Origin of the sequence: Sneathiella chinensis (assembly GCF_012720115.1) — a bacterium.
Lineage (GTDB): Bacteria > Pseudomonadota > Alphaproteobacteria > Sneathiellales > Sneathiellaceae > Sneathiella > Sneathiella chinensis.
In genome coordinates this window covers 1,175,683-1,193,947 of sequence record NZ_VNWN01000002.1, presented here as the reverse complement: position 1 = coordinate 1,193,947, position 18,265 = coordinate 1,175,683, and the positions used below count along the sequence as shown (strand labels likewise).

Below are 18,265 nucleotides of genomic sequence, written 5' to 3'. Positions count from 1 at the left end.
CAGAAAATTCATTTCCTACAATGCATTCTTGAAAATCTGCCCGCCCTTCATCACCATTTTCAGATACCTGTCCGGATCCTGAAGGACCCCGATATCCGCAAGCGGATCCCCGGACAGGGCAATCATGTCCGCCCGGGCACCGGGGGCCAACTCACCGATTTCCCCTTCCATCTGAAACAGTTCTGCCGCGGTCAAGGTTGCCGACCGGATCAGTTCCGCCGGGGTCTGGAACCGGCTGCGAATTTTGAACTCGGTCAGTTGATGCCGGTGCATGGGGCCCAGAAGGTCGGTTCCGAACACCATGCGAACGCCCCGACTGTGGGCATGGGCATGGGTGCGGTATCCGGCCTCCACCACCTGATCCACTTTCTCATACATGTCATCGGTCAGGCCACCTTCCCGGCCTTCCACCTTCAAGGCCTCGTGGGTGGACATGGTCGGCACCAGAAACGCGTTTTTCTCCAGCATCAGGTCAATGGTTTCATCGTCGATCAGGTTGCCATGCTCGATGGAACGAACCCCGCAGCGAAGCGCCCGATTGGCCGCCCGGGCCGTGTAGACATGCGCAGCCACGTAAGTCTGGGCGGCTTCCGCCTCTTCCACGGCGGCGGTAATCTCGTCGATGGAAAACTGGGTATTGCCAATGCGATCGGTTGGGGAGGAAACACCGCCCGACGCCATGATCTTGATGAAGTTGGCCCCCTTACGAAGTTCCTCCCGGCAGGCGCGGCGAACCTCGGGAACACCGTCGGCGATCCGGCCAAGCCCGGCACAACAGGTACAGCTTTCCCAATGCTCGCCCTTCTCCCGCATGTCGCCATGGCCGCCGGTTTGGGAAATGGCATGCCCTGCAAACAGCACGCGGGGACCGATCAGGTACCCTTCCTCGATCGACTGGACAAGGCCATAATCCGCGCCCCCGCAATCGCGAACCGTGGTAAAGCCGCGGGACAGCATTCCCGACAGGATCTGCCCCGACCGTGCCGCAACATAACTGGGGGACCAGCGCATCAGGGAATTAAAGTTGGCCGTGGCCGCCACCACATGAACATGGGCATCGCACAGCCCCGGCATCAGGACCATGCCATCCAGATCAAGCCTTTCATCGCCGACCGCGACCGGGCTGGCCGATATTTCCCGGATAACCCCGTCTTCAATGAACAGGTTCCGGGCCCCGCGCAGGTTCCCGGTCCGCACGTCCAGCAGGTTTGCGTTATTAATGGTAATTGTCGTTGTCGGCATGCTCTTTCCCAGATTGTTGATTGGCGTTCGCTGCAGAAGCCAGATGAAGACCGAGAGGCACCAGCGGGATCGCAAGGCATCTGGCCACCCCGATCTGCTCCTGCCGGTAAAACCCGGCCTCATGCAGCAGGTTAATGGTTCCATAAGTCCGCCCAAGACAGCGGAGCGGAAGGTTGATCACAGACCCAAGGCCCAATCCCTCAATCACCGCATGATCGGGAAAGGCCCAGCGAATATGCTGAACATCCCGGCCCAGAAAAACCTGTCCCTCCTGCAGAACCAGTTTGCCCCAGGGCGTGCTCCCCATGGCTTTTCGCCCGGACACCGGATAGGCCTCGGGATGGCTTGTATAGACACGTTCCACGTCCCCTTGCTCCGCGTCATGCAACAGCACCGTGAACAAGCGATGGCCGATCAGGTCGGAAAAGGTCGCATCGGCCTGCCTCCATATGTCCTTCAGGGACCGGGTGCTGGCGACCGCCTCCTCCAGATCGTTGGCGGCGCGGATCAGTCTGGCCGTCTCAACCGTCATCTCAGCCGCCCCCTCCCCGGATGGTTTCCGGCAGCCACAGGGCAATTTCCGGGAACAGGGTCAACAGAACCACCCCGACGCACAGCAACAGGAAAAACGGCATGGACGCGCGGGCGATCTGGCTGATCGACATGTTTGTCAGCCCCTGCAGCACAAACAGGTTAAAACCAACCGGCGGGGTAATGGTGGCCAGTTCCACCATCAGGATCAGAAACACCCCGAACCAGAGAGGGTCAAACCCGGCCTGAACGATCAGGGGTAAGGTAATGGGCAGGCTCATCACGGTGATGGAAATGCCTTCAAGAAATAGCCCCAGCAACACATAGAAGGCAGCCAACAGCGCAATCAGCGCATAGGGCGACAGTTCCATCCCGGAAATCATGGTCGCCACATTCTGGGGTAAGTGCAGATATCCCATGGTTGTGGACAAAAGGGCCGCCGCGACGACAAGGGACACCACCATGGCCGACATCTTGACCGAACTCATGACGGACTGTGTCAGCAGGTCCAGACTGAGTTGTCCAGTTACAAAGGCAATGACCAGCGCCGCTAACACCCCGATGGCCGCCGCCTCGGACGGGGTGGCAAGGCCGGAATAAATGGACCCCAGCACCACGACAATCAACAGGGCGACAGGCAGCAGATTGACCAGATCGGCCAGCCGGACACGGGGGATATTCCCGCCCCCGCCTTCAGCGACTTGCGGGACAATCCCGTCCCCGGTCTTGGCCCGCAGGGAAATATACCCGGAATAGAGGGCTGCAATCATCAACCCCGGCAGAACCCCCGCTGCGAACAGGGAAATGATGGAAACCTCGGCCAGAATGCCATAGACAATCATCACAATGGAAGGCGGTATCAACAGCCCCAGACTGCCCGCCCCGGCCAGTGACCCCACAGCAAGGGACCGGTCGTATCCTCTGGCGGATAATTCTTCCAAGGAGATCTTGCCAACGGTCACGGCCGTTGCCGTACTGGAACCACTGACCGCCGCGAAAACGGTACAGCCGACAATATTGGCATGCAGCAGGCGCCCGGGAATAATATTCACAATCGGGGCCAGTCCATCAAATAACCGCCGTGAAATATCCGTTCTGAAAATAATATCCCCCATCCAGATAAACATGGGGATCGCGGCCAGTTCCCACGAACTGGCACTGCGGACCATGATCTTGGTGGCGATGGCACCAATGGTATCCGGGGACATGTCCAGAATGAAGAACTGGACCGTCAGGGACACGCTGATCAGGCCAATAAAGACCCACACCCCCAGCCCCAGATAAAAAAAGATCAGAAACAGAACGATCAATCCCGTTGCCAGCTCCGTCATGTCACGCTCCTATAACTCTTCGCTGCTATCACTGATGGGGGCGCCCTGCACATACTGAACCGTCAGGGCAGCGAACTGCGCGACCAGAAGCATGACCCCCACCAGCATCAGGGACTGGGGAACCCAAAGCGGGATTTCTGCGACAGAGTTGCTGACAACCCCACGCTCGAAATTGCGAACAACAATTTTCAACAAATAGGCCGCAAGGAACGAGAAAATGGCCGTTCCAAGGGCGCAGGACAGCACTTCGATCATTCGGCGAAGTCCCGGCGGCACATTGGCAATAACCAGGTTGACCCGGATAAACGTGCCTTCCCGCAATGCCATGGAAAAAGACAGGAATGTCATGATTGCCACGCCATATCCCACAAACTCGTCCAGCACATAGGTGGAGGACGCGAAGAAGGACCGGAGAACAATCTCGTACAGAACGAAGCCGACCATCGCCACGAGGATCACCCCCGCAAGGACCGCCGCCAGCCGTCCGGCCCCTTCAATCAGATTAATCAGCATTCCCGCCTCCCTTCAGGTGTCCGGTGAAAGCCTTGCCTTCACCGGTATCCTGCCTGTGTTAAACCGATATCCGACAGGCTCAGTTAGAAGACGTTTTTGAACGGAACTCGGTGAGGATCGCGTCCCCGCGGGGTCCAACCTTCTCAGCCCAGGCCTTCAGAACATCCTCTGCGGCCCCGGACAGGTCGGACAGCAGGGTGTCAGTTCCCGTATTGATCACCGTTCCGCCATCAGCCTTCACCTTCTCGTAATTTCGCTGGGTTCGGCCGGTCACTTCCTGCCAGTTACGGTCTGACGCTGTCTTTGCCGCTTCCAGAACCGCTTTTTGCTGTTCCGGTGACAACCCACCAAAAACATCCGCGTTCATATGCACAAAGTTGAGGGGAAGCGCGTAGTTGATTTCCGTAAAATACGCCGTATGCTCCACGAATTTCTGGGTTACCCCACCTTCCGCCGAGGTCAGAACGGCTGAAATACCGCCGGTTGCCAGTTGTGGGACAACATCGCCCCATGCCAACTGGATCGGTGCCGCACCAAGGTTTTTAAACGCCGTGGTCCCGCCCGGATCAAATGTCCGGATTTTCACGCCTTTCAGCTTCTCAACATCCGTCACCGGAACCTTTGCCCAGATGCCGGATGCCGGCCACGGAGAGGCATAGAGAAGTTTCTGGTTGTTGTCCGCAAACACCTTCTCATATTCCGGGCGTGCGATTTCCAGCAAAACCCGTGCTTCATCGACGGACTTCACCAGAAAAGGAATGGACGACAGGTTCATCAGCGGGTCAATTCCGCCCAAAAAACCGCCCGGTGTATCGGCGATCTGGACAGCCCCGTCCCCGACCGCATCAAAGTGATCCACAGACTTGAAGCCGAGGGATCCCCCGGAATGGACCGTTACCTCAATTTCCTTGCCAGTTGCCTTGGCAAGCGCCTCGGCAAAAACGACGTTTCCTTCAACATGCAGGGTATTGGCCCCGTAGGCGTTGGCCAGATTCCATTTTTCCGCCGCCGCACTGTCGCTTCCGACAGCCGCAATGGACATGACAGCCAGCGCCCCCAAAACACCGTATTTCCACCCCCTTACACAGCCTTCACGCATCTTCATCTCACTCTCCCGATTTAAAGCTCAATCAGATATTTATGATATTATTCAAAAAAAGTCAGTCAAGACTGTTTTTATTTATAACATTTATTCACACCCTTCCCCAAAAGGGCAGCGAACATGAGAAAATAAAAAATTAAATAAAAATTGAAAAAAGCAAAATCAATTAAATATAGAAAATTCTAATTTAAATAAAAATTGGTATTTGCTTAATGATTAAATCGATTAAAAACCCTTTTTTCGGATCTGATATTGAAAGATTTCTTCCAGAGTCATTCTCACCTAAAACAGATTATGAAAAGGAACTCCACAAACTCTCCCTTTCCATGACCAAGGAAAGTCATTTTGATAAAGAGTTCATTCCCGCCATCAATAAAATACATCCTTTTCTTGAGGTCGGCGGCGCCCTGCGCACACAGGTCCCCCTTCCCCGGACGACGGAAGACCTTTACAGCCTGACCCAGATCGTTCTTGGAAATCAGACCCGGAATGTCGCCGAGAACACGGATCAATATTTCTTTACGCCGCAAGGTTTTCTGGACCCGAACTTTCCCGGCCTGTCCTTTGAAGTAGAAAAGGCAACGATCAAGTCAGACAAAGGCGGCACCTCAACCCGGCGCCGTGGCATGATGGTCTGGGATGACCCGGCAGGGGTAACCGGCGGCAACAACATTGCGCCTTGCCAGAACCTCTACGTCCTGATGTGCAGCATCATTTTTCAGCAAACCGATCTGGATGTTTACAACAAGCGGGGCCGATATGGCGCCAAGGTCGTCAAACGTCTTGTGGATGGGCACGCGAATAAACCTGCCGCCGATGAGATCCCGAGCCGCATTGTTTCGGTCTTCACCTTCAATCATGAAACCGGACACCCCTACGGCTTTTTTACTGGCACCGTCTATAATTCCATCAAGGCCCCACACGGACAGATGCGTCAAATACCGACCGTTCTGCTTCAATACATGTTTGTGAAGGGGCAGGATCTTCATACCCTGAAGGACGCAACCGGAGCCTATATTTCGGGGGAAAACGGGACGAGGGTCAAGACCACCACCCTGATTGAGGCCCTGCTCCTTGCCTATTCCGAGAAGATGGTTACCCACACGCCTGCGTCCGATCACCTGATCACGATCCACACCGACAAGTTTCTGGTGATCAAATCCATCAACAAGCAGATCGAAGCCCCGGAAGAACGCCTCAAGGAATACCAGCTTGTCGCCAGCAAGGTGTTTGCGGATACGGCCGCGGATCCGGACGGTCTGCATGAGGATTTCACAGTGGAACCCTTCCCGATCGTATACCAGATTGATCAGTCGACGGTCCCGAAAGGCGACGCGGGAGAGGAGGTCCCCAACCCGTCGGTCGATTTCTACAAAGGTGCTTACCAGACATACCGGGCATTGGTCCGGCAAAAAACCGGGATTACCATCCCGGAAAAACTGGAGAACGGCCGGATTTCCATGGCGGCCTTTGATGACACGATCTCTCGCTACGGCCTGAACAAAGTCGCCTTTTCAGCCTGGCTTCATGATAGCTGCGCCATCGAAAACAAGGTTGGCGCGGAAAAAACCGGCCCTATCCTGCATGCGGATGGACGGGTGTACGACATCTATCCCCTGAATAACCAAAAGGCGTGGAAATCACTGTCTCCTCTGGTAGCCAGCAAACATCTCGGCATCACGGACAAGGCAACACTGAAGGCGTTTCGCCAAGAGGTTTCTGCCATTCTGACCGACCATGCCAAAGCCGGGAACACCGGCAATCAGGACTATTCCAACGGCATGACAACGGTTCCCCGGCTCACCGAGTTTGGCTTCATCGTGGTCGGCAGCGTAAAGAAATCCTCAAATCTGGCCAAATGCCTTCCCATGGCCAAATACTATCTGGAGAGCGCCATTAGAAAAAAGCACTCCCGCCTGAGGTCTCGCCTCTAGGGCGATAACACCCCCTCTCGCTGAAGGGGATAACAGCTAACAAAGAGCCTCGCCTGCCGGGGCTCTTTTCTTGCGGGCCCGCACCATTCCCGGTTGGACAATCCCCATGAACAGTTATAGTGCTGGTTAAGAAGCATCATAACCCTGACCCAAGGTCACCCAAAAAAGAGCCTGTCATGCCCCTTCACATTATCAACGCGTCCGGCGCCCCCTATGACATGGGCCGCGCCATTGGTGAAGCCATTGCCGACACCGTCCACCGGGTTACAATCCATAACGAGGAATTTGTTGAAACCGAAAACCGCTGGACCGGCTCGGACTATGTTCGCCAGATGATGGACATGACCGCCAGAATTTTTCCCGATTTAACCCGCGAACTTGAAGGGATGGCCGACGGGATGGGTATTGCCTATGAGCGGGCATTTCTCTGGAATTGCCGGGGGGATTTGCGGTGGCCGGAAGACATCTCGCCTGCCGTTGCCTTTGGCCTGACCGAAGGCTGCACCTCCCTCATTCTGCCGGCAACGCCCGATCAACCTGCCACCATTGCCCACAATGAGGATGGCTCCGCGGATTATGACGGGAATTGCTTCTGGCTGGTTGCCAAGCCCGATACCGGGCCAGCCTTTGAAAGTTTCCTCTATCCCGGCATGATCCCCGGACATTCCATGGGGGCCAACGCCGCCGGGCTGGTGCAAACCATCAATAACGTTCGTGTCCATGACCTGAAACCGGGACTGCCGCGCCATTTCATCTGCCGCGCTATCCTGTCCGCCCGAACACTGGATGAGGCCCTGAACCTTCTGAAGCGCCCGGACCGGGCCTCCGGTTTTCATCATAATCTGGGATCGGCTGCGGAAAACCGGCTTGCTTCGGTCGAGGCCCCGGCAAGCACCTGCCATATCGAGACCATAACGGGTTCCCCGTCCGCCCATGCCAACCACCTGATCCGACCAAACCTTCGGGATATTCCCCAAACCATTACCCATTCGTCCAATGTGCGGCAGGATCGGGCGGATCAGTTGCTCCGGGAGGCGGACCTGTCTGCGACGACAGCTTCGGACATCCTGTTTGACAACCTGCCCGGCCATGAAATCCTGCGGCGCCCGAAAGACGGCGGCGATGATTATGGCCAGACGCTGGGCACCGGTATTTTTGAATTGTCACCAGAGGAAGTGCGAATTTCCGTTCATCTTGGCCCCGATCATCAAAACGCCTATACCAGTCGCCTTATTCTGGAGCCTGCGCCCGTATCCTAGGACGGGGCTGGCCGTCACAAAGCGGACATTTTCCTGTCGCAGGGTGCAGCTTGCGAAACCGTACCCCTTTTACCCTCTGCCCAACTGGATGCGCCTCATGAACAAGAAACTGCTGCTTCTCATCCTTGCCCTGTCCTCGCTCCCGGTGGCCAACGCCTTGAGCGACGCCAGCGGGCCGGACCATTTTCAAATCCGGGCGGGCCATACCGCCCCTGTCCATGAAACGGCGGATTTGAACGCGCCTCTTCTGTTCACCCTGACCGAAGGTCGGACCGGTCTTAAAAATCGCGGGTGCATCGGCATCACCCCCTTTGGGGAATGGAGCCAGATGACCGACGCCGAGAAAGAAGAGGCAAAAACAAAAATCTGGTGCCAGATCGATTATTTCGGGCGATCCGGCTGGGTTCAGAATATCCATCTGGCGGAATATGGCCTGCCGGCAACCCCGACCTATAACTGTGCCCGGGCCAAAGGGGCCGTTGAAAACCTGATCTGCAAGGATGGGGAATTGATGTCCCTTGACCAAACCCTGACCCATACCTATCAGGGGGCGCTGGCCAGAGCGAAAGGCCTTGACGCCTTCCCTGGCAAGGCCGTCAACACCCTGAGAGCCACACAGCGAGGCTGGATCAAGGGCCGCAATGACTGCTGGAAAGCAGGAGAGAACATCAAGACTTGCACCCGCGACCAGTATCTTCAGCGCATTTCAAGCCTTGAGGCAGAATGGGCCTTGCAACCGTCCGAAGCCGTGACCTTTTATCAGTGCGGTCAGCCTGCCAATGAAATCGCCGTCTCTCTTTTCAATACAACCCCGTGGCCTGCGATGGCACTGGAACAGGGAGATCGGCGCGACATTCTTGTCCGTTGGATCAGCCCTTCCACCGAACAGGAACAGACCGACGAAACAGCTTTCGATGGCCCTTTCACCGGTCCCTTCGGCCTCAGTGTTACCTTGAATGAAGAAGGCCTTTCGCTCTCTCGCGGCAATGACGGGACAGATATCACCTGTACGCCCGCCGCCTCCTGATAAAGATACGACCAACCCACTCTTGCCGGGAATTTTCCTTCGGCAAGGGTGGGATAAAATCCCCCCGGACCAGAAAATATTCATTTTCTTAAATAAAACCGCAAAACAGAATACTATTTCAATAGATAGACATTGCATCATGACTTGCTATCTGGGGGTTTACGATCATGACCAATACATTATCACCGGAAATTTACTGGCTGGTCCTCACAACATTTCTCACCGTTCTGATGTGGGTTCCCTATATCCTGAACCGGGTTATGGAACTGGGCCTTCTGAAGGCCATGCAAACGCCAGAGCCCGGCCGAACACCCGAAGCGGACTGGGCCTATCGAAATGAACGCGCCCACAAGAACGCCATTGAAAATCTGGTTATTTTCGCGCCCCTGATCCTGGCCATTGCCATAACCGGCAACGCCTCCCCCCTCACCGCCATGGCCGCACAGGTCTATTTCTGGGCCAGACTGGCGCATTTTGCCATCTATGTGGCGGGCATTCCCGTGCTGCGGACATTGGCATTTGCAGTCGGGTTCGGCGCAGAAGTTGTCCTCGCCCTCGTCCTGCTGGGCGTGATCTGATCCGATGGGCCGGAGAAAAGACCGGCCCCTCCTTACAGCCGATCGAAAACCGATCCCATGCGCGGGCTGAAAAGTCGCTCGTAGGTTTTCAGAAGGAACCCGTCTGTCATCCCCGCCACATAGTCGCAAATAACACGGGACGGGTTGTCCCCTGCTTTTTGGAACTGCCGGAAGACGCTATCCGGTAGCAACGCCTCGGGGTCACTTTCAAATGCCTCAAACACGGACACCACCATTGTCTGGCCCTTGAATTCCAGATGCTGGACGTTAGCGCTCTTTATCACTTTTTTGAACACAAGGCCTTTCAGCGCATTCAGGAACGCCTTCTGTTCGGCGGGCATGGTGACGCGGTACCTCAGCAGGCTTTCCTCAAACCCCTCGGCCTCAACAATCTGTACCGCCGTGATGAAGTGATGCACCATCCGGCCGATATAGCGTTTGCGCTGTCCTTCCTTGTTAAACAGTTCCGAGACAAATTTTTCGTAGGCATCGTGACTGGCCTCGTTCGGATATTTGTCCGTCAGGCTCTCCAGAAAGGGGCCAAGCGCTTTTTCCGGGACACCTTCGCGGAACTGTTCCTGACTGATCAATCCAAGGGAGATAGCATCCTCCAGATCATGAACGCCGTAGGCAATATCATCCGCAAGATCCATGATCGTGCAATCAAATGACTTGTGAAGGGATTTTCCATGTCCCGCCCTGTCCCGCGCCACGGCCTGAAACCGCTCTCGCTCCGCCGATGTAATATCTTTCAGGACCCAGTCCACCACATCGCTTTCATCATCGTGGTAACATTTCGGGGGGACAGAGTTCTGCCGGTCAATGACCCGAATGGTGTTGATGCTTTTCGCCAAAGAAGGCGGTGTTTCAATGTCCCGCGCCATGGAATAGGACACCGGGTATTTCAGGACCGCCAGCAACGCCCGGCGAGTCAGGTCAGATCCGCTGTCCTGTGACATTCTCTCAAGCCGGCTCAGGATACGAAGGGTCTGGGCATTGCCCTCAAACCCGCCATGATCCCGCATGCAGTAATTCAGGGCCACTTCCCCGCCATGCCCAAACGGGGGATGACCAAGATCATGGGTAAAACTGACCGCCTGTATCAGGGGAGTTTCGGGCAACCAGCGAAACGCGGGATGGTCGGGATGGTCATGCCGCAACTGTTGCACCAGCCCGGAGGCAATCTGCCCGACCTCAAGAGAGTGTGTCAGGCGCGTCCGGTAAAAGTCACTATCCCCCAGATTGAGGATTTGCGTCTTGCCCTGCAACCGCCGGAACGAGAAGGAATGCACCACCCGCGAATAATCCACATCCCATGAGGAACGGACGTCGTCGTCCTGCTTGACCCATCCACTACGACGCTCTTCCCAATACTGACCCATACCCGACCTCAAGACCTGTAACTTCACCGGGGCACCCGCCTGCATTTCTGAAAATCAGGAAAACCGGACTGCCTTCATAAACAAGCGGCAAACAATAAAGATGGTGGGCGAAAATACAATCAGGATCGCCCGCTATTGTCCGGCCCAACAAAAAAGGGAGGCCGAAGCCCCCCTTTTTCTTTTCGGTTCGGGATTGATCAGTTCCCGACAAGTTCACGCACATCAATGATGTAGCGCTGACGCATATGTTCATGAACGGAATCCATGCAGACCTCCTTGCAATCCGGGCTCCAGCGCGGATGCAGGTCACAGCGGTTTTCCTTGCCAAGATTGGGGTCCGTATAGAAGCTACCGATATTGTAGCGCTTGCCCTCAACCGTATCGTAGAGGATCAGGAACCGCTCGTTGGTCTGATCGTCTGGATAGGTATCTGACAGCAGCCAGCGCCCGTCCGTGGAATAGGTCATGTGACCATTTTCAGTCAGACAATCGGCACCAACCACTTCGGCCTCGCCGGTAGCGTCATCATACAGGTGATAATGGATGCTGCCTTTATGCGGCCCCCAGACGATGACAGCGCTATCGTCCTTCCAGACCGGATGGGAAATCTGATATTCGGATTTTTCGTAATCGAACGTGCCAAGGGCATCCGGGTCAAAATCTTCCATCAACTGCGGGATCGGGTGATCCGTGCATTCCAGAAGGCGCAGATCGCTGCCATCCGGGTTCATGGTGAACAGGCGGTGCAGGAAGCAGAACTCGTCCTCGACCCGTTCTGTCCAGCGATGGATGAACAGGAAGCGGCTGGAACTCGGGTTGATTTCCAGATGGGTGACCCAATGGATTGCCTTGTCCATGGACGGGACCGGCTGGAAGTTCCGAAGATCTTCAAGGCTGATGATCAGTTCGCTTTCGCCTGTCTTGATGTCCATCCGGTGAATGCCGTCATCGGCCGGGGCCAGCGGCAGCGCCGGTTCCTGATGGGTGGCACTGTATCCGATGGTGCGGTGGGTCACCTGAAAACGGGAATAGTTGACACAAAGAGCATAAGTGCTGTTCGGCGCGACAACATACACCGGCAGGGGCAGTTTCCGCTCTTCGCCGGTTTCCACATTAAAGACGGTGGAGCAGAAATCGGGGTAAACCGTTCCCTCACCATTTTCAGCGCGGCTGTTATAGATGATCTGCCGGTCTTCTTCCCCTTCCAGCCACTGCAACTGGCAGCCCATCTGCCAGTTCCATGTGGTTGTCGTTCCGATCGGGTGATAGGTATCCCCGTCCTGCAGGTCGAAATACCCAACCTCGGCAACTTCCTTGCCGGTCAGGTCCTGTGTCATCACCGGCACCCGGTTGGACAGGAAGTAACGCCCGGACCGATCCCAGACATTCTTGTTGTAATAGCCAAAGAAGTGGTGCAGTTCGCCTGAACCGACACGACGGATCGGACAATAATGCTTGATTGCGTTGACTGAAGACATCGCATTTCTTTCCAATACTGAATTTAACAGGAACAGGCCCCGGCGCTTTGCCCGGACGGCCTTTTCTAAAAGGTGCGGACACCGACCGGGGACCAGACAGAAGTCCGGCCCCCGAAAGGAATTATTCGTCCAGCATTTTTGAGTTTTTCCGGTGCTGCACGATGCCCTGATACAGCGCATAGCAGCACAGCAGCAGGATCACGGCAGAGATCGGACGGGTCACAAGCTGCGCGGCAAACGCGCCAAGATCGCCATGGACCAGCGCCAGTGAACGGGCCAGTTCCCCTTCGGCCAGTGTGCCCAGAACAAGACCAAGAACCAGCGGTGCCCGCGGCACGGAGAAGAACTGCAGCAGGAAACCAATAGCCCCGACGAACAGCATGATCACCACGTCGTCCAGTGATCCCCGGATCGAGTAGGAACCAATTGCCGCCAGTGCCAGAATGGACGGTGCCAGAATGGACCGCGGGATCTGGATAACCCGGACACAGTATTTCGCAACGAACAACCCGACAGGAACAAACAGAAGGTTGGCAACGAACAGACTGAGGATAAAGCCATAGGTAATGTCTGCATTCAGGGTGAACAGGTCCGGTCCGGGACGCAGCCCGTGGATCATGATGCCGCCAAGCAGAACCGCCGTCACCGGATTTCCGGGAACGCCAAGGGTCAGCAGCGGAATAAGGGTTCCGCCCGTAACCGCATTGTTGGAGGTTTCACTGGCAACCACCCCTTCAGGAGAGCCGTTTCCGAACTCTTCGGGTTTCTTGGAAGAGCGTTTCGCCGCGTCATAGGCAAGGAAGCCGCCCACACTGCATCCCACACCGGGAATGATACCGACAATAATCCCGATCAGGCTGGAGCGCAGAACATTGACCTTCTGCTTGAACATTTCCGGCATGAACGCCATCGGGTTGGTTTTATCCGCATTGAAGACAGGCTTGTTGGACTGCTTGCGCTTTGAAATCATGGAAATGACTTCCGGCACGGAATACAGGCCGATCAGGGACACCACCAGCGGAATACCGTCATAGAGGGATGGCAGGTCCATGGTGAAGCGCATCTCGCCGGTCAGCGGATGGTTGCCGATGGTGCTCAGCAGCAGGCCAAGAGCGCCCGCAATGATCCCTTTTTCCATGGCCCCGGCAGAAAGCGAGGCAATAACGGTAATCCCGAAAACCGCCAGCAGGAAATATTCCGGCGATCCGAAACGCAGGGAGAATTCCGCCAGTGGCGGTGCAATGAACAGCAAGGCAACGACGCTTAGCAAACCACCGATGCTGGAGCCGAATGTGGCAAGAGCAAGGGCCCGTGTGGACTGTCCGCGGCGGGACATGGGATGCCCGTCCAGCAGGGTTGCGACAGCCGCCGGTGTCCCGGGAATATTCAGCAATACGGCACTGATCGCCCCGCTATAGGTAGAGGCAAGATAGATACCGCCCAACATGGCGAGCCCCACCTGCGGCGGCATTGAAAAAGTAACGGGAATAAGCAGGGCAACGCCCATGGTGCTGGTCAGGCCCGGCAGAATGCCAATCAGCACCCCGCCAAAAACACCGGCCGCAATCGCCGCCAGCATGATGGGATCACTGAGGGACGACAGGCCTATTAAAATATTTTCAAACATACATTATCCTCTGGCGGTTTCGCCGGCCTTAGCTGAAGAACAGGCTTTCAGGCCGGGCAACCGCAAGAAACTCGAAGAACACCCCGTACAGCAGGGCCGTGAGGGCAACGGCGGCAATCCCCGTAACAAGCAGATTGCGATATCCCAGGTACCGAATAAAAATCGATACAAACAGGACAGTGGCAATCTCGTAATTGACGATATGAATTGCGCCGATATAGGCCGCGATCGCCCCGAACACGAGCAGGGCAGAACGGATTTGCTCTTTCTGCTCCTCTCGCTCCAGCGCCCGTGCCTCGTCATCCTCGGTCCCGGCATCTGCTTTTGTCCGGGCAAGCCGGAACAGCAGCATCCCGGCAACCACCACCAAAAAGGCAGAGAGGAGACGCGGGAAGTACGAAGATTCCACCGAGTACCCGAATGCTGCCAGGCCACTGGCCAGAGCTACAACGACCACAAGAAGGGCGAATGCCCGGTCCAACGAAATTTGTCGCATTGGAATAATTCCTCTCTGCTATCTGGTTAGGGTGGCGTTACTTGAGCAACGGAATATAGGCTTCGACAGCCTCAGCCGCAGACTGGATGTAGGCGTCGAAATCCGCGCCGTTCATGTAATCCAGCGGCAGGCCCATTTTCTCGGCATGTGCCAGGAATTCCGGGTCTTCCATTACTTTTGCGAACGCAGCTTCCAGAACCTTCTTCTGTTCCGGGGAGACACCCTTCGGAACCGCGATACCGCGCATGGAAGCACCAATGCCCGGAACATCAACGCCAGAGGCTTCCTTGATCGTCGGAACATCCGGGAGATACTTGTACCGTTTTTCAGAGAAAACGGCCAAGGCCCGCAGGCGACCGTTCAGGATATGTGTTGTTGCGGAACTTGCGGAGGGAACCGCAGCCACAACCTGATCACCAAGGGTAGCGGTAATGGCCGGACCGGAACCGTCAAATGAAACGAAGTTCACGTCAACGCCCAGTTTGTCTTCGGCAACGACGACCTGAAGCTGGTTGTTGGACTGCGGACCGTCACCGCCCACATTGACTTCACCCGGCGCTTTCTTGGCCGCGTCGAGGAAATCCTGGAATGTCTTCAGCGGGCTGTCCGCCTTGACCACCAGCATAACCGGATCAAGCTGGATGTTGGCAATGGCCTCAAAGTCGGACATTTCGTAAGGAACGTTTTCCCGCAGCATTTTCACCATGAAAATGGACGGAATATTGATGAAACCGATCTTGTAACCGTCCGGCTGGGACCGGGCCAGTTCGGTAAAGCCAATCTGGCCACCGGCACCCGGCTTGTTCTGAATGATCAGACGCTGGCCCAGATGCGGCTGTACGTATTTCGCAATAACCCGTGCGGCAGTATCCGTCCCGCCCCCCGGGGAATACGCGACAATCATGGAAACGGGTTTTTCCGGGTACTCACCGGCAGTGGCCGTAGCGGCCTGAAGGAAGGGAAGTGTCAGTGCTGCCGTCATGGCAAGCGCCGCAAACCTGATTTTTCCGATCATGAAGTTGAACCTCCTGTTTTGGGTGATCGTTGTTGCATTGAACAGAATGGAAACCCTTGGGTCGCCGTTCACCTGTTGACTTGGATGTCAATGTACTTAAATGTATACAAAACAGAACAATCCAGTCAAGTAGTTGCATTTCTCCCGCTTCTAACGTAATTTTATTCCAACAACACAAATACTTAGTAGGGATCGAACACGGTATGGCCGAAAGAAAAAGCAAACCTGAAAGCAGTCGGAACGCCACAGTTTCCCTGAGCGAGTTTGTCTATCAGGAGGTTCTTCAGGCAATTCGGGAGGGGAAATACCACCCCGGCGAACGGATTCGCGAAACAGAGATCACCAAGAGCCTCGACGTCAGCCGCACCCCGGTTCGCGAGGCATTCCGCCGCCTGCAATCCGAAGGCCGGTTGATCTTTGAAGCCCAGCGCGGCGCCGTTGTTGCCGAACTGGACCCGCAGGAAGTGGCCGAACTCTATGCCTTACGCCAACAACTTGAAGGAATCGCCGCCCGCTTTGCCGCTCAACACGCGTCTGAGGCCGAAGTTCAGGCCATGGAATTCATTCTGGAAAAAAGTTACGAGGCCACAAACGATCTGCGGGAACTCAACCAGATCAATTGGGAACTGCACCACGCAATATACCACGGAGCGCATAACAGATTCCTTATAAAAGCATTTGGCGCCCTGTCCGATTCCATGGCCCTGCTGCGGGGGGTCAAATACATCCCCGAAGGACGGGCGGAAAAACTGCATGAAGAACACCGGCGCATTGTGGAAGCCATCCGCAATCGCGATCCCGATGCCGCCGACGAGGCCGCGCAGGATCATATCCGTCATTCCTTCCAGACCCATTTGCAGACCTCTTTCCAGCAAAGGGCGAAAAGCCAGCAGTTGAAGGCCGCCCTGTAACCGGAGGCGTTCCAGCTTCATCAGGCCTGACCGGGATCATTGCATTTGATAAAATAATTATCATATGATATAAAATATTACACCATATGTAATCATCTCACGGATAGATCAGCATGAATGCGGCACTCCATAATGAACTGACCGGCGCGATCCAGCCGATTTCCAACCGCGACCAAATCGCCGTAATCGTCAAGGCCCTGGTCAGAACAGCGGACCACTGGAACCTGACCAATGACGAGGCAGCGGCCCTGTTGGACGTTCCGGTTGCCACCTGGAACCGCATGAAAAAGGGCACCTTTCAGGGCAATCTGGACCGGGACAAGGCGACCCGTGCCAGCCTGATTATCGGCATTTTCAAGGGGCTCCGCCTGCTGTTCAACGGCCCCCTCACCCATGGCTGGGTTAAACAACCCAATACCGGTCCCCTGTTCAATGGCCTGACTCCGCTTGACTATATGACACGGGGCATTCCGGCGCTTGTTTTTGTGCGGCAGCATATTGATGCCCTGCGGGGCGGCCTGTGAACCTTGACGCGCCCCTGCCAACGGAAGCCTTTACAGCCCCGGACACCATCCGGCTTATCCCGCAAGCCTATATTCAGGAGCCGGCCATGGCCCCGCTTGTCGATACAGGCGACGACCTCGCATTTCTGGAGGAATTCGAGCGCCTGACATCCGGCCGCCAGAACGAGGTTATCCCCCTGCCCTCCGGCGTTCACAAGACCGAACTCCTGACCGAGGCGCACGGATACGGCTACAGCTATGTGAATGCGGCATTCTGCTATACGCGCACAACGGGGAACCGCTTTAATGGGCCGGAGCGCGGCGCATGGTACGCTGCCCATGGCAAGGATGCCCTTGAAACGGCCAAGGCCGAGGTGGCCTTTCATCTGGGGCGGGAGCTGCATAATACCGGAATTTATGAGAATATAACCGCTTACCGCGAACTGATCGCGGGCTTCACCGGGCAATTTCATACCCTGCAAAAGGCGGGCGCCCATCCAGCGCTTACCCCTGATCCGGCGGTTGGTTACCCCGCCGGGCAGCATCTGGCCGCCAGCCTTCGGGCTGAGGGGGCTTCCGGCCTTCTTTATCCCTCCATCCGGCGCAAGGGCGGACGGTGCCTTGTCGCCTTTCGAACCAATCTTGTCCAGAATATCAGGCAGGGAGATGGCTGGCGCTTTGAATGGGATGGCTCCCCCACTCCGGTCATTGAAACATTCTGATCCATCCGGTCTGATCCGACCTTTGACAGAAAACCGCCTCCCGACAATTCGGTGTTGAACGCCGGGAAGCGTAAACTACGCCCCCTTTCGGGGAATATGAGCAAGCCCGAAAGGCTTACCCCATACGGTGCATGGCACAGATTTTATTGCCGGACGGGTCCCGCAGATAGGCAAGGTACAGGTTCAGCTTGGCGCCTTCCCGAACACCCGGAGGATCTTCACAGGTGGTTCCGCCATGGGCGAGACCGGCCGCATGCCACCGGTCGGCCGCATCCGCGTTTTCCGCTGCAAAACCGATTGTGCTGCCATTCCCGTGGCAGGCAGGCTCCCCGTTGATCGGCTTTGTGATCGAGAAAATACCTTCCTTGGTGAAATAGAAACACCGGCCCTTTTCGTCCATCACACCGGGCTTGTGACCCAACTCGCCAAGGATTGCGTCGTAAAAGGCCTTTGCCTTTTCCACATCATCCGCCCCGACCATAATATGACTAAACATGTGTATTCCCTATTATTTGTTATCGACTGAGGTCTTCGGAAAACATGATAATCCGGGAATTCACAGAATACGAACTTTTTGAGAAGAAAGATAAAAGGCGTCAATATTTTTCAACCAA

Annotated in this window: 18 protein-coding genes; 7 read left to right on the top strand and 11 right to left on the bottom strand. The window is 55.8% G+C overall.

Annotated features, from left to right (window positions below):
* Nucleotides 1-15 precede the first annotated feature (15 nt).
* From FQB27_RS05625 to FQB27_RS05605, 5 genes are all read right to left on the bottom strand, one after another.
* Nucleotides 16-1,242 carry a metal-dependent hydrolase family protein gene (locus FQB27_RS05625; protein ID WP_206374342.1) on the bottom strand — a complete coding sequence of 409 codons (1,227 nt, stop codon included), beginning with the start codon at nucleotides 1,240-1,242 and terminating at the stop codon, nucleotides 16-18.
* On the bottom strand, nucleotides 1,217-1,774 hold the full coding sequence (locus tag FQB27_RS05620; protein WP_169559853.1) for a GAF domain-containing protein: 558 nt from the start codon (nucleotides 1,772-1,774) through the stop codon (nucleotides 1,217-1,219). The genes FQB27_RS05625 and FQB27_RS05620 overlap by 26 nt, the downstream gene beginning before the upstream one ends.
* Nucleotide 1,775: 1 nt before the next feature.
* Nucleotides 1,776-3,104, bottom strand: a complete 1,329-nt coding sequence (locus tag FQB27_RS05615) for a TRAP transporter large permease (RefSeq protein WP_169559852.1) — start codon at nucleotides 3,102-3,104, stop codon at nucleotides 1,776-1,778.
* A 9-nt stretch (nucleotides 3,105-3,113) separates the two neighbouring features.
* Nucleotides 3,114-3,617 (bottom strand): TRAP transporter small permease, encoded by a 504-nt coding sequence (locus tag FQB27_RS05610; RefSeq protein WP_169559851.1) that lies wholly within the window; start codon nucleotides 3,615-3,617, stop codon nucleotides 3,114-3,116.
* A 79-nt stretch (nucleotides 3,618-3,696) separates the two neighbouring features.
* Entirely contained in the window at nucleotides 3,697-4,722 is a 1,026-nt protein-coding gene (locus FQB27_RS05605; RefSeq protein WP_206374340.1) for a TRAP transporter substrate-binding protein, read from the bottom strand.
* A 323-nt stretch (nucleotides 4,723-5,045) separates the two neighbouring features.
* Here FQB27_RS05605 and FQB27_RS05600 point away from each other — a divergent pair, with 323 nt between their 5' ends.
* From FQB27_RS05600 to FQB27_RS05585, 4 genes are all read left to right on the top strand, one after another.
* A complete protein-coding gene (locus tag FQB27_RS05600; protein ID WP_169559850.1) occupies nucleotides 5,046-6,653 on the top strand; it encodes a hypothetical protein in 1,608 nt (535 codons plus the stop codon).
* 176 nt (nucleotides 6,654-6,829) lie between these two features.
* Entirely contained in the window at nucleotides 6,830-7,912 is a 1,083-nt protein-coding gene (locus FQB27_RS05595) for a C45 family autoproteolytic acyltransferase/hydrolase (RefSeq protein WP_169559849.1), read from the top strand.
* 97 nt (nucleotides 7,913-8,009) lie between these two features.
* Nucleotides 8,010-8,939 carry a lysozyme inhibitor LprI family protein gene (locus FQB27_RS05590; protein ID WP_169559848.1) on the top strand — a complete coding sequence of 310 codons (930 nt, stop codon included), beginning with the start codon at nucleotides 8,010-8,012 and terminating at the stop codon, nucleotides 8,937-8,939.
* A gap of 167 nt (nucleotides 8,940-9,106) precedes the next feature.
* Nucleotides 9,107-9,517, top strand: coding sequence for an MAPEG family protein (locus FQB27_RS05585; RefSeq protein WP_169559847.1), 411 nt, complete (start codon nucleotides 9,107-9,109; stop codon nucleotides 9,515-9,517).
* Between the two features lie 32 nt (nucleotides 9,518-9,549).
* Here FQB27_RS05585 and FQB27_RS05580 read toward each other — a convergent pair whose 3' ends face one another.
* From FQB27_RS05580 to FQB27_RS05560, 5 genes are all read right to left on the bottom strand, one after another.
* Nucleotides 9,550-10,899 (bottom strand): anti-phage deoxyguanosine triphosphatase, encoded by a 1,350-nt coding sequence (locus FQB27_RS05580; protein ID WP_169559846.1) that lies wholly within the window; start codon nucleotides 10,897-10,899, stop codon nucleotides 9,550-9,552.
* Nucleotides 10,900-11,096: 197 nt separating this feature from the next.
* Nucleotides 11,097-12,377 carry a hypothetical protein gene (locus FQB27_RS05575; protein WP_169559845.1) on the bottom strand — a complete coding sequence of 427 codons (1,281 nt, stop codon included), beginning with the start codon at nucleotides 12,375-12,377 and terminating at the stop codon, nucleotides 11,097-11,099.
* Nucleotides 12,378-12,498: 121 nt separating this feature from the next.
* Entirely contained in the window at nucleotides 12,499-14,004 is a 1,506-nt protein-coding gene (locus FQB27_RS05570; RefSeq protein ID WP_169559844.1) for a tripartite tricarboxylate transporter permease, read from the bottom strand.
* 28 nt (nucleotides 14,005-14,032) lie between these two features.
* A complete protein-coding gene (locus FQB27_RS05565) occupies nucleotides 14,033-14,500 on the bottom strand; it encodes a tripartite tricarboxylate transporter TctB family protein (RefSeq protein ID WP_169559843.1) in 468 nt (155 codons plus the stop codon).
* A gap of 37 nt (nucleotides 14,501-14,537) precedes the next feature.
* The gene (locus tag FQB27_RS05560) at nucleotides 14,538-15,515 is read right to left on the bottom strand and encodes a Bug family tripartite tricarboxylate transporter substrate binding protein (RefSeq protein WP_169559842.1); all 978 of its coding nucleotides are present in this window, start codon (nucleotides 15,513-15,515) and stop codon (nucleotides 14,538-14,540) included.
* Nucleotides 15,516-15,718: 203 nt separating this feature from the next.
* Here FQB27_RS05560 and FQB27_RS05555 point away from each other — a divergent pair, with 203 nt between their 5' ends.
* From FQB27_RS05555 to FQB27_RS05545, 3 genes are all read left to right on the top strand, one after another.
* On the top strand, nucleotides 15,719-16,426 hold the full coding sequence (locus FQB27_RS05555) for a GntR family transcriptional regulator (RefSeq protein ID WP_169559841.1): 708 nt from the start codon (nucleotides 15,719-15,721) through the stop codon (nucleotides 16,424-16,426).
* A 113-nt stretch (nucleotides 16,427-16,539) separates the two neighbouring features.
* Complete coding sequence (locus tag FQB27_RS05550; protein WP_169559840.1) at nucleotides 16,540-16,950, top strand: MbcA/ParS/Xre antitoxin family protein; 411 nt, start codon at nucleotides 16,540-16,542, stop codon at nucleotides 16,948-16,950.
* Nucleotides 16,947-17,651 (top strand): RES family NAD+ phosphorylase, encoded by a 705-nt coding sequence (locus FQB27_RS05545; protein WP_206374338.1) that lies wholly within the window; start codon nucleotides 16,947-16,949, stop codon nucleotides 17,649-17,651. Before FQB27_RS05550 ends, FQB27_RS05545 begins: the two co-directional genes overlap by 4 nt.
* Before the next feature lie 115 nt (nucleotides 17,652-17,766).
* Here the strand turns inward: FQB27_RS05545 and FQB27_RS05540 are convergent, their stop codons facing one another.
* The gene (locus FQB27_RS05540) at nucleotides 17,767-18,147 is read right to left on the bottom strand and encodes a VOC family protein (protein WP_169559839.1); all 381 of its coding nucleotides are present in this window, start codon (nucleotides 18,145-18,147) and stop codon (nucleotides 17,767-17,769) included.
* Nucleotides 18,148-18,265 lie beyond the last annotated feature (118 nt).

Excerpts from the sequence above, each read along its gene's own strand:
- FQB27_RS05575 (WP_169559845.1), bottom strand. The coding sequence starts at position 12,377 with ATGTCTTCAGTCAACGCAATCAAGCATTATTGTCCGATCCGTCGTGTC.
- FQB27_RS05590 (WP_169559848.1), top strand. The coding sequence starts at position 8,010 with ATGAACAAGAAACTGCTGCTTCTCATCCTTGCCCTGTCCTCGCTCCCG.
- FQB27_RS05570 (WP_169559844.1), bottom strand. The coding sequence starts at position 14,004 with ATGTTTGAAAATATTTTAATAGGCCTGTCGTCCCTCAGTGATCCCATC.
- FQB27_RS05600 (WP_169559850.1), top strand. The coding sequence starts at position 5,046 with ATGACCAAGGAAAGTCATTTTGATAAAGAGTTCATTCCCGCCATCAAT.
- FQB27_RS05620 (WP_169559853.1), bottom strand. The coding sequence starts at position 1,774 with ATGACGGTTGAGACGGCCAGACTGATCCGCGCCGCCAACGATCTGGAG.
- FQB27_RS05625 (WP_206374342.1), bottom strand. The coding sequence starts at position 1,242 with ATGCCGACAACGACAATTACCATTAATAACGCAAACCTGCTGGACGTG.
- FQB27_RS05615 (WP_169559852.1), bottom strand. The coding sequence starts at position 3,104 with ATGACGGAGCTGGCAACGGGATTGATCGTTCTGTTTCTGATCTTTTTT.
- FQB27_RS05540 (WP_169559839.1), bottom strand. The coding sequence starts at position 18,147 with ATGTTTAGTCATATTATGGTCGGGGCGGATGATGTGGAAAAGGCAAAG.
- FQB27_RS05550 (WP_169559840.1), top strand. The coding sequence starts at position 16,540 with ATGAATGCGGCACTCCATAATGAACTGACCGGCGCGATCCAGCCGATT.
- FQB27_RS05560 (WP_169559842.1), bottom strand. The coding sequence starts at position 15,515 with ATGATCGGAAAAATCAGGTTTGCGGCGCTTGCCATGACGGCAGCACTG.
- FQB27_RS05555 (WP_169559841.1), top strand. The coding sequence starts at position 15,719 with ATGGCCGAAAGAAAAAGCAAACCTGAAAGCAGTCGGAACGCCACAGTT.
- FQB27_RS05585 (WP_169559847.1), top strand. The coding sequence starts at position 9,107 with ATGACCAATACATTATCACCGGAAATTTACTGGCTGGTCCTCACAACA.
- FQB27_RS05610 (WP_169559851.1), bottom strand. The coding sequence starts at position 3,617 with ATGCTGATTAATCTGATTGAAGGGGCCGGACGGCTGGCGGCGGTCCTT.
- FQB27_RS05595 (WP_169559849.1), top strand. The coding sequence starts at position 6,830 with ATGCCCCTTCACATTATCAACGCGTCCGGCGCCCCCTATGACATGGGC.
- FQB27_RS05565 (WP_169559843.1), bottom strand. The coding sequence starts at position 14,500 with ATGCGACAAATTTCGTTGGACCGGGCATTCGCCCTTCTTGTGGTCGTT.
- FQB27_RS05580 (WP_169559846.1), bottom strand. The coding sequence starts at position 10,899 with ATGGGTCAGTATTGGGAAGAGCGTCGTAGTGGATGGGTCAAGCAGGAC.
- FQB27_RS05605 (WP_206374340.1), bottom strand. The coding sequence starts at position 4,722 with ATGAAGATGCGTGAAGGCTGTGTAAGGGGGTGGAAATACGGTGTTTTG.